Genomic DNA, 12,821 nt, shown 5'->3' with positions numbered 1-12,821 from the left:
TCTACTGCTCTGTCGGAATGGACGTGCCTGCTACATGCATGGCGCTGCATCTGTCACCTGAACCTTTCACGAACCACATTATTAAAAAGGGAGGCGGTAAGCATGACGTTCTTGGAAAAATTGTTAACGTATCGGGACAAGGAGAATGATCTCTTCTGGGAAGGCTCCTTTCTCGATTACTTGCAGCTCGTTAGAGAAAATCCGCGAATCGCCGGGACATCTCACGAATTAGTCTACCGGATGATCGAGGCGGCAGGCATAACCGAGCTGGGGGACGGACGGCGGGAGTACGCTTTTTTCAGCGGCACGCTGTTCGGCCTGGAGGATGCGATTCAACTGCTCGTGGAAGAATACTTCCGGCCGTCGGCCCAGCGGCTTGATGTCCGCAAGCGTCTTCTGCTGCTTATGGGTCCGGTCAGCGGCGGCAAATCGACGCTCGTCACCCTGCTGAAGAACGGACTTGAATCTTTTACACGTACGCCGGAAGGCGCGCTCTATGCCATTCAAGGGTGCCCGATGCAAGAGGAACCCCTCCATCTTATCCCTCGTGAACTGCGCGATGAATTCCGCAAAGAGTACGGGGTGCATATCGAAGGCGATCTCTGCCCGGTCTGCCGGATGAGACTGGAGAGTGAACACGGAGGCCGAATCGAGGACATGCCCGTGGTCCGGGTACTGTTCTCAGAAAGTGACCGGACGGGAATCGGAACATTCGCGCCATCAGACCCCAAATCGCAGGATATTGCCGATCTGACCGGCAGTATTGATTTTTCCACCATTACCCGCTACGGTTCCGAATCCGACCCCAGAGCCTACCGTTTTGACGGCGAACTTAACAAGGCCAACCGCGGCCTGATGGAATTTCAAGAGATTCTGAAATGCGATGAGAAGTTTCTGTGGAATTTGCTCTCTCTGACTCAGGAAGGCAATTTTAAAGCGGGACGATTTGCGCTTATCTCCGCCGACGAACTGATCATAGCCCATACGAACGAAACCGAATACCGCGCATTTATCTCCAATAAGAAGAATGAAGCCCTCCACTCCCGCATGATTGTCATGCGAATTCCCTATAATTTGAAAGCCAGTCAGGAAGAACGAATCTACCGCAAGCTCGTCGACGCCTCGGGCCTGAACAATCAGGTGCATCTGGCTCCGGGAGCGCTGTGGACAGCCTCCGTCTTCACGGTCATGTCCCGCCTGAAAGAACCGAAGAAACCGGGCATTGATCTTATCAAAAAAATGTACCTCTACGACGGCGTCGAAGTCGACGGTGTGAAAAAAGCCGATGTGGAAGAGCTGCAGCGGGAGCATCATGACGAGGGCATGTCCGGCGTCGATCCCCGGTATGTCATCAACCGGATTTCCAGCGCGCTCATCAAAGGCAGCAAGTCCTGCATCAATGCCCTGGACGTTCTCCGTTCCCTCAAAGAGGGGCTGGACCAGCATCCATCGATCTCCAAGGAAGAACGCGAGCGGCTGATGAATCTGATTACGCAGGCCCGCAAGGAATACGATCATAAAGCGAAGACCGAAGTGCAGCGCGCGTTTGTCTACTCCTTCGAGGAATCGGCCCACACGATGCTCAACAACTATCTGGATAATGTCGAAGCCTACTGCAGCGGTCACAAAATGAAAGACCCGATCACCTCCGAGGAGCATGATCCCGACGAGAAGCTGATGCGTTCCATAGAGGAGCAAATCGGCGTGACCGAGAATCAGAAACGGGCATTCCGCGAGGAAATTCTGATCAAAATTTCGTCGTTCGCACGCCGCGGCCGGCAGTTCGAATATACGTCGCATGAGCCGCTGAAGGACGCTATCGAGAAGAAGCTGTTCGCCGACCTGAAGGATGTCATCAAAATAACGACCTCGACGATCAATCCGGATGAGGGCCAGCTCAAGCGCATGAACGAAGTGTCCCGGCGCCTGATCGACCATCACGGCTACTGCGCCACTTGCGCGAATGAGCTGATGAAATACGTCGGCAGTTTGCTGAATCGGTGACGAGGATTTCTTACCTCGATACCGTTTCAGCTTGCTGAATCGATAACCAGGGAGGATTTACCTGTTATCGCACTCAGCCTGTGGGCGGCGGCCATTCCGGCCGTTCGCCCCTTTCCCTTTTTACTTTCGGACGGTCACGCGTTAATATTCCGCAATTCCAGGTTTCGAATCCAATCATTTCCGGGAGGTGGGCGGCATGGACAAACGATTGTTCGTGATCGCGCGCGACGACTGGTCGCTGCACCGCAAGGGAGAAATCGACCAGGAGCGTCACAAGCGCAAAGTAAAGGAAGCGATTCGTGAAAATCTCGCCGACCTTGTCAGCGAAGAGTCGATTATAATGCCCCAGGGCGATAAAGTGATCAAGGTTCCGATCCGCAGCCTGGATGAGCCGAAGTTCCGCTACAACTCCCAGGACAAGCCGCAGGTTGGACAGGGACAGGGCGGCACCCAAGTCGGCGATATCATCGGCAAGGCGGGGCAAGGCGAGGCGGCGGGGCCGGGCAAGGGACGCGAAGCGGGCGATCAGCCAGGAGCCGACTATTACGAAGCGGAGCTGACGATCGATGAGCTGGCCGAGCTCGTGTTCGAGGATTTGAAGCTGCCGAAGCTGAAACCGAAGGCCGCGCCGGATTTGACCGTCGAAGACGTCCGGTTCGAGGACGTCCGCAAGCAGGGCATGATCTCGAATGTCGATAAAAAGCGGACGCTGTTTGAAGCGATCAAACGCCAGGCGCTAAGCAGCGGACTGCAGGGATCGCCAGGCGCCGCGGCGTGGTCGGAATCCTCCGCCGATTACGGCGACTACGATACCGGCGGCGGGAATGCCGGGGCCGCTCCGGGCCCTGGGGCGAATGATCTGGCTGGAACGGCGGCGCGGCTCGGACTGACTCTCGGCTTCCAAGCGGCCGAAAGCACCGGCTACATGCCGGGCTCCGGGGCGTCGGTACCGGTTCTCGGCCCGATTATCGGTGAAGATTTGCGGTTCAAGACATGGGAGGATATCCGGAGGCCCCAGTCCTCAGCCGTTGTTCTCGCCATGATGGATACGTCGGGCTCCATGGGCAGTTTCGAGAAATATGTGGCCCGCAGCTTCTTCTTCTGGATGGTCCGCTTCCTGCGGACCAAGTACGAGAATGTGCAGATCCGGTTTCTGTCGCACTGCACAGAGGCGAAAGAGGTGGACGAGGAATCCTTCTTCCGCAAGGGCGAAAGCGGCGGTACGAAATGCTCCTCGGTCTACGAACTGGCGCTAAATATCCTGGAGAACGATTACCCTCCGGGCCAATACAACGCCTACGCCTTTCACTTCTCGGACGGGGACAATCTCGACAGCGACAACCTTACGACCGTAAAGCTGGCAGGCGACCTGCTGGAAAAAGTCAATGTGCTCGGTTACGGCGAAATCCGGCAGCATGTATACGGAAGCAAACGGCTCTGGGAGTCGATGTCCGGTCTGAAATCGCCCGATTTTATCCGGTCCGTCCTGAAGGAGAAAGAGGATGTGTTCAAGACGCTGAAGGCTTTCTTCGGCGACGAAGTAGAGGCAAGCTGAAATAAGCCCGGAGCGGGATTTAGCTTCAAAGTCTGATGGGGTGCTTGATGGGCCCCGAAAAAAACCGGCGGCGGTCTTTGCGGAGATGGAAGTCTCGGAACGCAAAGGCCGCCGTATGACATAGGAGGAGCAGCGCTTATGATCGATCAAGATGCGGAGCAATTGGAACAAGCGGCGGAGCGCTTGACGGAGCTTGCGCTGGAGAGCGGGCTCGACTTCTTCCCGATGCGCTACCAGGTATGCCCGGCGGAAGTGCTGTATTCCATCGGAGCCTACGGCATGCCAACCCGGTTCGCGCATTGGAGCTTCGGCAAAGCCTATCAGCGCATGAAGACGGAATACGATCATGGGCTGAGCAAAATTTACGAGCTGGTTATCAACTCCGATCCCTGCTATGCGTTCCTGCTGGACAGCAACACCCTGCTTCAGAACAAGCTGATTGTGGCACATGTCCTGGGACACAGCGATTTCTTCAAAAATAACGCCATGTTCGCAGGCACAGACCGGCAGATGGTTGACCGTATGGCCGTATTCGCCGACCGCATCGAGCATTTCAGCCACGAATACGGCGCGGACGAAGTCGAGGCCTTTCTGGACGCCGGCATTGCCATTCAAGAGCATGTCGATCCGTTTGTACGGTTCGGCCGAACGGAGGGCTTCCGCGAAGCGGACGGAGGTGTGAAGGATGTTATCGGCTATATCGCGGGACAGAGCCGGTATCTGGAGGAATGGCAGCGGGAAATTTTATATATGCTCCGCGCCGAAATGCTGTATTTCTGGCCTCAGATGGAGACGAAGATTATGAATGAGGGCTGGGCCAGCTATTGGCATCTGAAGCTCGTCCGCGAGCTTGACCTCAGCGATTCGGAAATTGTGGAATTTGCGAAAATGAATGCCGGCGTCATCCAGCCTTCCCCGGGGCGGATCAATCCGTACTATCTCGGTCTCATGATGCTCCGGCATATCGAGAAGAAGGAAGGGCTTGAAGCACTGTTTGAAATCCGGGAGACGGAGTCGGACGTATCGTTCATCCGCAACTATTTGACGCAGGAGCTGGCGGAAGAGATGGATCTGTTCGTCTTCAAGCAGGAAGATCAGGTATACAAAGTAACGGCGAAAGACGTCGAAGAAATCAAGGACAACCTGATCCGTTCCCGGACCAACGGCGGCTTCCCCTACCTTACGGTCAAAGACGACGACCTGTACGGCCGGGGCGAGCTGCTGCTGGACAACCGCTTTGAGGGCCTGGAGCTTGACCGAAAATACATCGAACGTACGCTTCCCCTTGTTCACCGTCTGTGGGGCCGGAATGTGCATTTAAAGACCGTGGTCGACGGGCAGGAGAAAATATACATGTATGACGGCAAGCAGTTGGCGGGATAAGGCGGGAACGCAGTCCCGCAGCGCCTGAAAGCCCGATCTTCCGCTTAACTCCATGTGGCCGGAAAACGGCCGGGAGGCGTTCGGCCTGTATTCTCGGCCGAACGCCTCCCGGTTTTTTTTATAGTTAGACAACGACAGTCTCGCCGCGGAATATCGGCAACCGCTCATCCTCAATCTTGTAAATATCATTCCAAATTCCGTCAGCCGAGGCACTGGAATCATACAGCTGCTCATAGGTAAACCCGGCACTGCGGAAAATATCAACGGTCTTGTACGCAACGTCCAAATGCCATTCCGGAAGCGGCGACCGATGGCCCTCATACTCCGAACCGAGATTCGGAATCCAGGACCCGGCGTAGGCGATTACCCCCTGGGAGGCAAGATATTTTACGCCTTCCAGCGTTGATTTCTTGGTATCCATGCCGCCGACAAAGTTGGAGCGGACACGACCATGACCGAAGACGACCGCAGCCCGTTCCAGCGCTTTCACCCAATGATCCCAGCCGCCGCAGTGAATCACTTTTCCGGGGCAGACCGAATTAAAAATATTTTTATCCCATATCTCGAGATTCATGGCAACCGTACGGTAGCCGGCATCTTTGTAACGCTCCAGGATGCTGAGGTCAAGCGGCGCGCCGATTACGGCTGTGCCATTGAAGTCCTGAAGTCCGGTATGCTCCTGAATCGCCTCCGCCACGTCGAAGTAATAATCAATCTCCCGCCGCTCGGGGATAAATCCTCCGCTGATTGTAATATGCTTGGCTCCCTCTTTGTAAGCGACCGCAGCGGTTTCGCCAATCTGGCGCGGGTATTTCCAGCTTACGCCATGCTCTTCCCCATACGTATCATGCGTATAGTTGATATTGCAATATTTGCAGTCATGGCCGGTTTCCTTCAGGAAGCACTCGTTGCTGTAGGAGACGAAGATGGCCCCTTCTCCGTTATGAGTCGCAACCTGATTCATGTTGGCGCCGTCAGACGTTTTCAGGCTGTAGTACTTGGGGCGCTTTTTCAGGCTTACCGGAAACAGTTCCTTGCGCTCATTGTACAGGATGAACTGGTTGCCCTCTCTGCGCAGCTTGTAAGGAGAGCGGTCATTCCAGCGGTAGGCCACCCGCAGTCCCCCCGGTGTATAGAAGCACATCGGCAGCACAACACCCGTATGATTATGCAGATTGTAATCAAACAGCGTCTGGATTTGTTCCTGGTAGATGTCGCCCAGCCCTACCCCTTCAAAAATGGCAGGATCGGCGTTGATGCCCTCAACCTGACAGGCGTTCTTGATGGCAAGCTCCTCATGGAGCCGGATTTTCAAATCGCTCATTGGTATGCATCTCCTTTATTTTTTACTCAATGTCGACTTTTACTTAATATCGACTTTATCGGGGAAGGCTTCCTTCAGACCATCCAGAGCCAGCTTGTCGTCAAGATTGAAATCCTGCTCGATATAGCCGTTGGCAATGCTCCATTCCTTGATCTGTTTCAACTGGTCATAATCCTCCTGCTTGAAGCGGACATCAAAATCCCATTGATTCTTAATTTCTGTCAATGCGTTTTCTTTGGGAATCTTCAACTCCTTGAATGCCAGTTCGGCCGCCTCTTCCGGATGATCGATAATATACTGGGAAGCCTCTGCCAGCGATTTGTTCAGTTCCGCCGAAATTTGGGGATTATCCTTGATCAGGGAGCCCTTTGCAACCAAAAATCCCTTCGTCCGGACATTGATGGCGGATTGGTCGTTAAGCGCTACCGAGCCCTTTACCTTTTCGGCCTTGTCGAAGAACGCGGTACCGAACCAGGCAGCCTGAATGTCGCCTCTGTCGTATGCAGCCAATATTTCAGCAGTGGATTGCAGCGGGACGAGCGTAACAGCCTTGCTGTCGATATGGAACGTTTCAAAATATTTGCCCCAAATGTACTCGTTCACGGTTCCCTTCTGTACGCCAAGCTTCTTGCCCACCAGATCCTCCGGCTTGCTGATTCCGTCTCTGGCGAAGAGCTTCGAACTGGTCGCTTTCGGCGAGTTGAACAAGGACAATACCTTGAGGTCCCCTTTGGAAATCGCGCTGAGCGCCGCATAGTCCATCGCTTCCCCGACGTCCACCCGGTCGGTCAGTACGGCATTGAGCGTGTCGATTCCGAAGGAGAATGTCGATATTTCGGCATCAATTCCGTTCTTTTCAAAGATTCCCTGCTCCTTGGCTACCCGAAATTGCAGCGAGAATATGGCGGAGTCTCCCCCGATACGCACCTTCTGCAGAGCCGGAGCGCTCGAAGCTTCCTTATTCTCCGCCTTGGCGTCTCCGCAGCCCGACAGCGAAATCAGTATTCCCGTCAACAACATGGCTCCTGCAACTGCTTTCCAAACCCGACCTTGCTTGTTTCTCATTTGTCTTGTCCCCCCATTGGTTACTTTCAAATTTACCTTCCAAATCTTGTTTCCTTGGCAATTCCATAGCGCTTCAGCGATGTCTTTCCCAGCCAGCGCAGCAGCTGATCTCCGATAAAACCCATCAGTCCAAGCAGCAGCAGACCAACGAAAATCCAGTCCGTCTTGGAGTACAGCCGCGAAGTCCAGATGAGATAGCCGACCCCTTCGTTGGCGGCGATCATTTCCGCGCCGACAATGGCCATGAACGAATTCCCCATGGCCAGCCGGACTCCGTTAAAGAAGGCGGGAACGACGGCGGGAATAATCACATGGATCAAAATCTGCCGCTCCGAGGCTCCAAGCGACCTTGCTGAGCGGATTTTGTCGTCCTCGACGTTCACTACGCCGGCTGCCGTGTTCAGAATGACGATGAACAGCGTCGCATACATAATCAGAATGATCTTCGACTGCTCTCCGATCCCAAACCACAGAATGAACAAAGTGATGAAGGCCAGGGCCGGAATGAACCGGAAGAAGTTCAGATAAGGCTCGACGAGCTGCCGGAGCCATTTGAACCGGCCGATCAAGAGGCCCGCCGGAATGCCCAGCAGGCTGCCAAGCAGCCAACCGAGCAGCACCCGTTTAAAGCTGATAAAGACATAAGTGAACAGCGAATTGTCGGCAATCAGCTCAATCGCTCCGTGAAGCGTCTGAACGGGAGTCGGAAAATAGTCCTGGTTCGAATTCATGGCAAAGATCTGCCACAGAATAAGGAACAATATCCAGGAAACAATCCCCATCTGCAGTCCCTTCCGAACATAACGCATATCTTTTCCTCCTTTCTGTTACAAATGGAAATAAAGATCGTCTTGAAAGATACCCTGCAGCTTCTTCTGTATCAGATTAAATTCCCGCGAGGTCAAATCACGGGGATACTCCAGGCGATTGTCCATAATTTCGAATACCCGCGAGTCCGGACCTATGGACATGATCCCGATCCGGCCGCCGAGCAGCACCGCTTCCTGAATATCATGCGTGACGAAAATAATTGTCTTCTTCGTCTCCGACCAGATTCGCACCAGTTCCTCCTGCATAACTCTGCGGGTGAATGCGTCCAAAGCTCCAAGCGGTTCGTCCATCAGCAGAATGTCCGGCTCATTGGCGAGCACCCTGGCGATTTGCACCCGCTGCTTCATGCCCCCGGACAGCTCACGCGGAAATTTGCGTTCATGTCCCGTAAGACCCGCCAGTTCAATGTAACGGTCGGATATCGCTTTGCGCTCCCCCTTCTTCATCCCCTGCATGCGAAGGCCAAATTCGATATTTTCTCTCACATTCAGCCAGGGGAACAAAGAGGCGTCCGGATGCTGAAATACCATCGCGCGCTCTTTTCCGGGACGTTCGATTGCCTGGCCATCCACAAGCAGCTCGCCCTCGGTTTGCTTCTCAAAGCCGGCGATCAGGTTAAGCAATGTGGATTTGCCGCAGCCGCTGGGGCCCAGGAGGATAAAAAACTCCCCTTTATTAATGTTCAGATCGACATCTTTCAGCACCTGATAGCGAACGGCATTCTTACCGGCTCCGCACTGAAAAGATTTACCGAGCTGCCGTATAGATATAATGGGCGACTGGACATTTTCCTCAGGGGAACCTTCGATGATCGTGCCGGATGAGATCAAAGGATAACGGGACACCTCAATCACTCCTTTTAATTTGACTTTTTCAATGTGAATACTCGGTTTTAAAACTGCATACGACTTGCACCCTTTTTCATATGACGCCAACTACATTCAAAATTCTACAAAAAAAGCCCTACATCTCCCCTGAAAGAGAAAGTAAGGCCTGCGGTGATCCGCTCGACTTTGGGATATGAATGGTGCATTCTTTCACAAGGTTAATTCGGTTAATTCCAACTTACTTGATAGGATTATATTGTTTTCGCCCGTTCGGCGTCAATGATCAGATTGCATACTTTTCATGTTTTTCTCAGATTGTTACAAATTTGTGTTGTGGTTTGGACTGCAATGACCGGGCGCCGAATCCCTCACCCAATTGGATGAATATAAGGTGAACTATTGAGGTATATACACTTGTTCCGTTTAAGGATTAAACTAAAGCTAAAACCATTTATTATCAATATATGGCATACAGAATGGATTCCCGTTACGCTTTAGCTGGCGAATAACCCGAAAGAGGTGAACCAACCATTGACTGACACCAAACGATTGTCTGTTGTGATCATCACTCAAAACGAAGAAGAGAAAATCGAGCAAGCTATTCTCTCCTGCCGCCCTTTTGCGGATGATATCGTCGTCGTCGACGGAGGCAGCACGGATGGAACGGTTCTTATCGCTGAGCATCTGGGCTGCAGCGTCTATCACAATCCTTGGCCGGGGTATGCCAAACAGCGTATATTCGGAGCGGAAAAAGCGCCCAGCAACTGGATCTTTTTTATCGATTCGGATGAAGAAGTCAGCGAAGAGCTTCAGAAATCGTTGTCCAACTGGAAAACGCAGCCGGAAAATGAGGTAAAAGCCTATACGGTCTACCGGATCGGCGATTTTCTCGGCAAGTGGATGCCGAAGGGCGAGCATCTCGTCAGACTGTACAAAAAAGACGAAGTGCGGATGAAAGATGTCCTCGTTCACGAAGGACCGGATGTTGACCCTGCCGCCGTGCCTTGTCTGGACGGTACTCTCTGGCATCATGGCTACCGCAGCATCCAGGACCATGTACGGCGCTTCAACAAATACACCGACCTTGAGGCGCGAAAAGAATATGACAGGCAACGGCCGTTCAGCCTGATGAGACTTCTGTTCCGCCCGCCCGCCAAGCTGGTCTATACCCTGTTCGTCCGCAAGATGATTACGAAAGGAATTGCCGGGTTCAGCGTCGCTTTTTTCTGGATGTATTATGAGTTCCTTAAGGAAATCAAGTTGTACGAGCTGTACGGTCGGGAGAAAAAGCGCGAGAAGCCGGTCTATGCTATCGAAAGCGAGAAACGGCCTGTATAAGGAGGGAAGCTTGATGCGTATCCTTCATGTTGCCAATCACGTGAAAGAGTCGGGCAACGGCATCGTCAACGTCATGATCGACTTGGCCTGCGAACAGACTGCGAGAAATCATCAGGTAGGAATTATATCGGCAGGCGGCCAGTATGAAGAACTTCTTACCCGATATCATATTCGTCACTACCGCCTGGACCAGACGAGAAAGCCCGCCCAGCTTATGCGGGCTGTTTTTGATTTCAGACGGATGGTTGCGGACTTCGCACCCGATATCATTCATGCGCATATGATGACCGGCGCGGTGCTCGCCCGCTTTCTGAGGGGCTTCCGCAAATACAAGATCGTGACCCATGTCCATAACGAATTTCAAAAGAGCGCCGATTTCATGAGAGTCGGCGACAGGGTGATCGCAGTAAGCCAGGCGGTCTCCGATGCCATGGCGAGCCGGGGCGTCAAACGGGACAAGCTGCGCGTCATTCTGAACGGCACGATCGGAAGCCCGCGCCATTCGGATTCCGGCCCCGAACCCTTGGAAGGTCGGGCCATCGTCACGGTTGCCGGCATGTACGAGCGCAAAGGAATATCCGACCTCATTGACGCTTTCAATCTTCTTGCGGGCGGCCACCCGGACGCAAGGCTGTACATCGTAGGAGACGGTCCGGACCGGGCAAAATTCGAGGAGCGCGCTTCTGCCTCCCCATTTTCCAGCCGCATCCGGTTCGCAGGCTTCCAGTCCGAGAGCAGCCGGTGGATGAAAGCGGCCGATGTATTCGTCCTCGCCTCCCATAAGGAACCGTTCGGACTTGTCCTGATTGAGGCCAGGGAATCGGGTTGCGCCATCGTCGCGACCGAAGTGGATGGCATTCCCGAGGCGCTGGATCACGGGGAATCCGGCCTACTGGTGCCGCCCAGCGACGCCAGGGCGCTCGCAGGCGCGATCTCCCGGCTCCTCTCCGACGACGTCATGCGGCAGCGCTACCGCGCCCGGTCCGGCATCGGACTCGACTACTACCGTGCCGGGCGCATGGCGGAAGAGATGCTCAGCGTTTATCGCGAATTGCTGCCGGGAGCGTCCGCGCTGACCGAGGTGCCGGGAACAAAGCATGGAGTGTAAAGTCCGCAGACTGAAATCGCTATGATTGATCGTTTCAGCAAAAAACACAGAAGGCACAACCTCCGCTTCAGATAACATCACGAAACGGCGGAGGTCTTAAACTCAACCCGTAACCAACTTCTCCTGGGCATGCTTTAATGAGATATAATCGGTGCTGAACGCAATCCCGCGCTCCTTAAGCTCCTCCGAGGCCCCCATGCCGAGCCGGCTGACAAGCACGGTGCTGCAATCGGATATAAGAGCTATAATTTGGTTCAACTGCTCCTGGCTGTGCCTGCCGGTGAAGCCTTCGCTTCCCGTTGTGCGTACTTCCACCAGCGTCCAATCACCTGCCGCGGATACATCATAAACCATAAACTGCTCACAGCTGCCAAAATGCTGGTCGATCCATTGCCCGTCGCTGCTGCCAATCGCAATCCTGTTCGGCATTCGCCTGCCTCCTCTTTATTTAAATATTTATACTTCAAATACGCACCGCCGGGTGGTTCTTCTTGAGCGCCAGAGTAATTAACAAACACTATACTGCCTGCACAATCAAATACCAAGGCTGTTCAACAAAGCTTCGGAAAACACGGGAGCTAAGTTAACATTAGCTAGAGCCTCGGACCGTCCGATCGCCACCTGGCGCAAAACGTCCGCCATCCCTAAGAAGAAACGGCTTCGCTGTCTTTTTAGAAGCGGGAAACTTATAAATTCTTATATTTTAAAAAAAGAGAGCGCCTAAAAAGGCACTCTCTCATCCACACGCTTCGATTATTGGGTTCCCAGCGTCCTTCACGCCTCGGAAGACGAGCAGCCGCTTCCCTGGTCTTTCATCTGGCACCCTGTATTGTATCCCGAGGGAACTTCACAGAGACCGATCTCCTTCAGATATTCCGAATCGAATCCCGCAAAAACCTGACTGCCGGTGTCGATCAACGGGCGCTTGATCAGAATCGGGTCGCTGCATAACAGCTCCAGCGTCTCCTCCCGGGAAAGAGCTCCAGGGACGACCCGGCCCGCTTTGACCGAGGGAGCGTTTGGGTTGAACCAGTCCTTCAGCTCAAGGCCGGCCAGATACGGCTGCAGCGTTTCAGGCGTCCATTCCGTATCAAGCAGCGACCGCTCCTCCACCGTGTGACCATAACTCTCGAGTAGCGCCTTTTGACGGGCACCCCCCATACAGCCATTTTTCGTATATAAAATAATTTGCGCCATTTACTATACCTCCCTAGGACAGATTGATTACATCCATCATAAGGCAGTCCCTCTATCCCGGGCAATGAATTCCGAACCTCCGCAGCGAGAGTTTGGACAATTGATGAACTTCCCCTGCTTACACTTCGTTTAGAAGACTGACTATATCCAACGACCGGAATATAGAATAATAAACTCCCATATTACCCA

The 12,821-nt window shown here is 53.5% G+C and carries 11 protein-coding genes; 5 read left to right on the top strand and 6 right to left on the bottom strand.

The window, feature by feature from the left end; genetic code table 11:
- Positions 1 to 102: 102 nt before the first annotated feature.
- From PUR_RS01285 to PUR_RS01275, 3 genes are all read left to right on the top strand, one after another.
- A complete protein-coding gene (locus PUR_RS01285; protein WP_179033683.1) occupies positions 103 to 2,004 on the top strand; it encodes a PrkA family serine protein kinase in 1,902 nt (633 codons plus the stop codon).
- A gap of 196 nt (positions 2,005 to 2,200) precedes the next feature.
- Complete coding sequence (locus PUR_RS01280) at positions 2,201 to 3,559, top strand: DUF444 family protein (RefSeq protein ID WP_179033682.1); 1,359 nt, start codon at positions 2,201 to 2,203, stop codon at positions 3,557 to 3,559.
- Positions 3,560 to 3,697: 138 nt separating this feature from the next.
- The gene (locus PUR_RS01275) at positions 3,698 to 4,942 is read left to right on the top strand and encodes a SpoVR family protein (RefSeq protein ID WP_179033681.1); all 1,245 of its coding nucleotides are present in this window, start codon (positions 3,698 to 3,700) and stop codon (positions 4,940 to 4,942) included.
- Between the two features lie 124 nt (positions 4,943 to 5,066).
- Here PUR_RS01275 and PUR_RS01270 read toward each other — a convergent pair whose 3' ends face one another.
- The 4 genes from PUR_RS01270 to PUR_RS01255 are packed head-to-tail and all read right to left on the bottom strand — an operon-like array spanning position 5,067 to position 8,971.
- The gene (locus PUR_RS01270) at positions 5,067 to 6,266 is read right to left on the bottom strand and encodes a radical SAM protein (RefSeq protein WP_179033680.1); all 1,200 of its coding nucleotides are present in this window, start codon (positions 6,264 to 6,266) and stop codon (positions 5,067 to 5,069) included.
- A 39-nt stretch (positions 6,267 to 6,305) separates the two neighbouring features.
- The gene (locus tag PUR_RS01265) at positions 6,306 to 7,331 is read right to left on the bottom strand and encodes an ABC transporter substrate-binding protein (protein WP_179033679.1); all 1,026 of its coding nucleotides are present in this window, start codon (positions 7,329 to 7,331) and stop codon (positions 6,306 to 6,308) included.
- Positions 7,332 to 7,363: 32 nt separating this feature from the next.
- The gene (locus PUR_RS01260) at positions 7,364 to 8,140 is read right to left on the bottom strand and encodes an ABC transporter permease (RefSeq protein ID WP_179033678.1); all 777 of its coding nucleotides are present in this window, start codon (positions 8,138 to 8,140) and stop codon (positions 7,364 to 7,366) included.
- A gap of 18 nt (positions 8,141 to 8,158) precedes the next feature.
- Entirely contained in the window at positions 8,159 to 8,971 is an 813-nt protein-coding gene (locus PUR_RS01255; RefSeq protein WP_197970139.1) for an ABC transporter ATP-binding protein, read from the bottom strand.
- Between the two features lie 549 nt (positions 8,972 to 9,520).
- Here PUR_RS01255 and PUR_RS01250 point away from each other — a divergent pair.
- Together PUR_RS01250 and PUR_RS01245 are read left to right on the top strand one after the other, a co-directional pair.
- A complete protein-coding gene (locus tag PUR_RS01250; protein WP_232101667.1) occupies positions 9,521 to 10,327 on the top strand; it encodes a glycosyltransferase family 2 protein in 807 nt (268 codons plus the stop codon).
- A 13-nt stretch (positions 10,328 to 10,340) separates the two neighbouring features.
- The gene (locus tag PUR_RS01245) at positions 10,341 to 11,435 is read left to right on the top strand and encodes a glycosyltransferase family 4 protein (RefSeq protein WP_179033676.1); all 1,095 of its coding nucleotides are present in this window, start codon (positions 10,341 to 10,343) and stop codon (positions 11,433 to 11,435) included.
- A gap of 102 nt (positions 11,436 to 11,537) precedes the next feature.
- On the opposite strand, the gene PUR_RS01240 is transcribed toward PUR_RS01245, so the two are convergent.
- Together PUR_RS01240 and PUR_RS01235 are read right to left on the bottom strand one after the other, a co-directional pair.
- Complete coding sequence (locus tag PUR_RS01240) at positions 11,538 to 11,864, bottom strand: NifB/NifX family molybdenum-iron cluster-binding protein (protein ID WP_179033675.1); 327 nt, start codon at positions 11,862 to 11,864, stop codon at positions 11,538 to 11,540.
- 345 nt (positions 11,865 to 12,209) lie between these two features.
- Positions 12,210 to 12,632, bottom strand: a complete 423-nt coding sequence (locus PUR_RS01235; protein ID WP_179033674.1) for an ArsC/Spx/MgsR family protein — start codon at positions 12,630 to 12,632, stop codon at positions 12,210 to 12,212.
- Positions 12,633 to 12,821: the final 189 nt, after the last annotated feature.

The organism is Paenibacillus sp. URB8-2 (genome assembly GCF_013393385.1).
GTDB lineage: Bacteria > Bacillota > Bacilli > Paenibacillales > Paenibacillaceae > Paenibacillus_AQ.
Note: the sequence above shows the minus strand (reverse complement) of the source record. Positions and strands in the feature narration are given on the sequence as shown.

Coding starts and splice junctions, on each gene's coding strand:
- PUR_RS01285 (WP_179033683.1), top strand. CDS start 103: ATGACGTTCTTGGAAAAATTGTTAACGTATCGGGACAAGGAGAATGAT.
- PUR_RS01280 (WP_179033682.1), top strand. CDS start 2,201: ATGGACAAACGATTGTTCGTGATCGCGCGCGACGACTGGTCGCTGCAC.
- PUR_RS01275 (WP_179033681.1), top strand. CDS start 3,698: ATGATCGATCAAGATGCGGAGCAATTGGAACAAGCGGCGGAGCGCTTG.
- PUR_RS01270 (WP_179033680.1), bottom strand. CDS start 6,266: ATGAGCGATTTGAAAATCCGGCTCCATGAGGAGCTTGCCATCAAGAAC.
- PUR_RS01265 (WP_179033679.1), bottom strand. CDS start 7,331: ATGAGAAACAAGCAAGGTCGGGTTTGGAAAGCAGTTGCAGGAGCCATG.
- PUR_RS01260 (WP_179033678.1), bottom strand. CDS start 8,140: ATGCGTTATGTTCGGAAGGGACTGCAGATGGGGATTGTTTCCTGGATA.
- PUR_RS01245 (WP_179033676.1), top strand. CDS start 10,341: ATGCGTATCCTTCATGTTGCCAATCACGTGAAAGAGTCGGGCAACGGC.
- PUR_RS01240 (WP_179033675.1), bottom strand. CDS start 11,864: ATGCCGAACAGGATTGCGATTGGCAGCAGCGACGGGCAATGGATCGAC.
- PUR_RS01235 (WP_179033674.1), bottom strand. CDS start 12,632: ATGGCGCAAATTATTTTATATACGAAAAATGGCTGTATGGGGGGTGCC.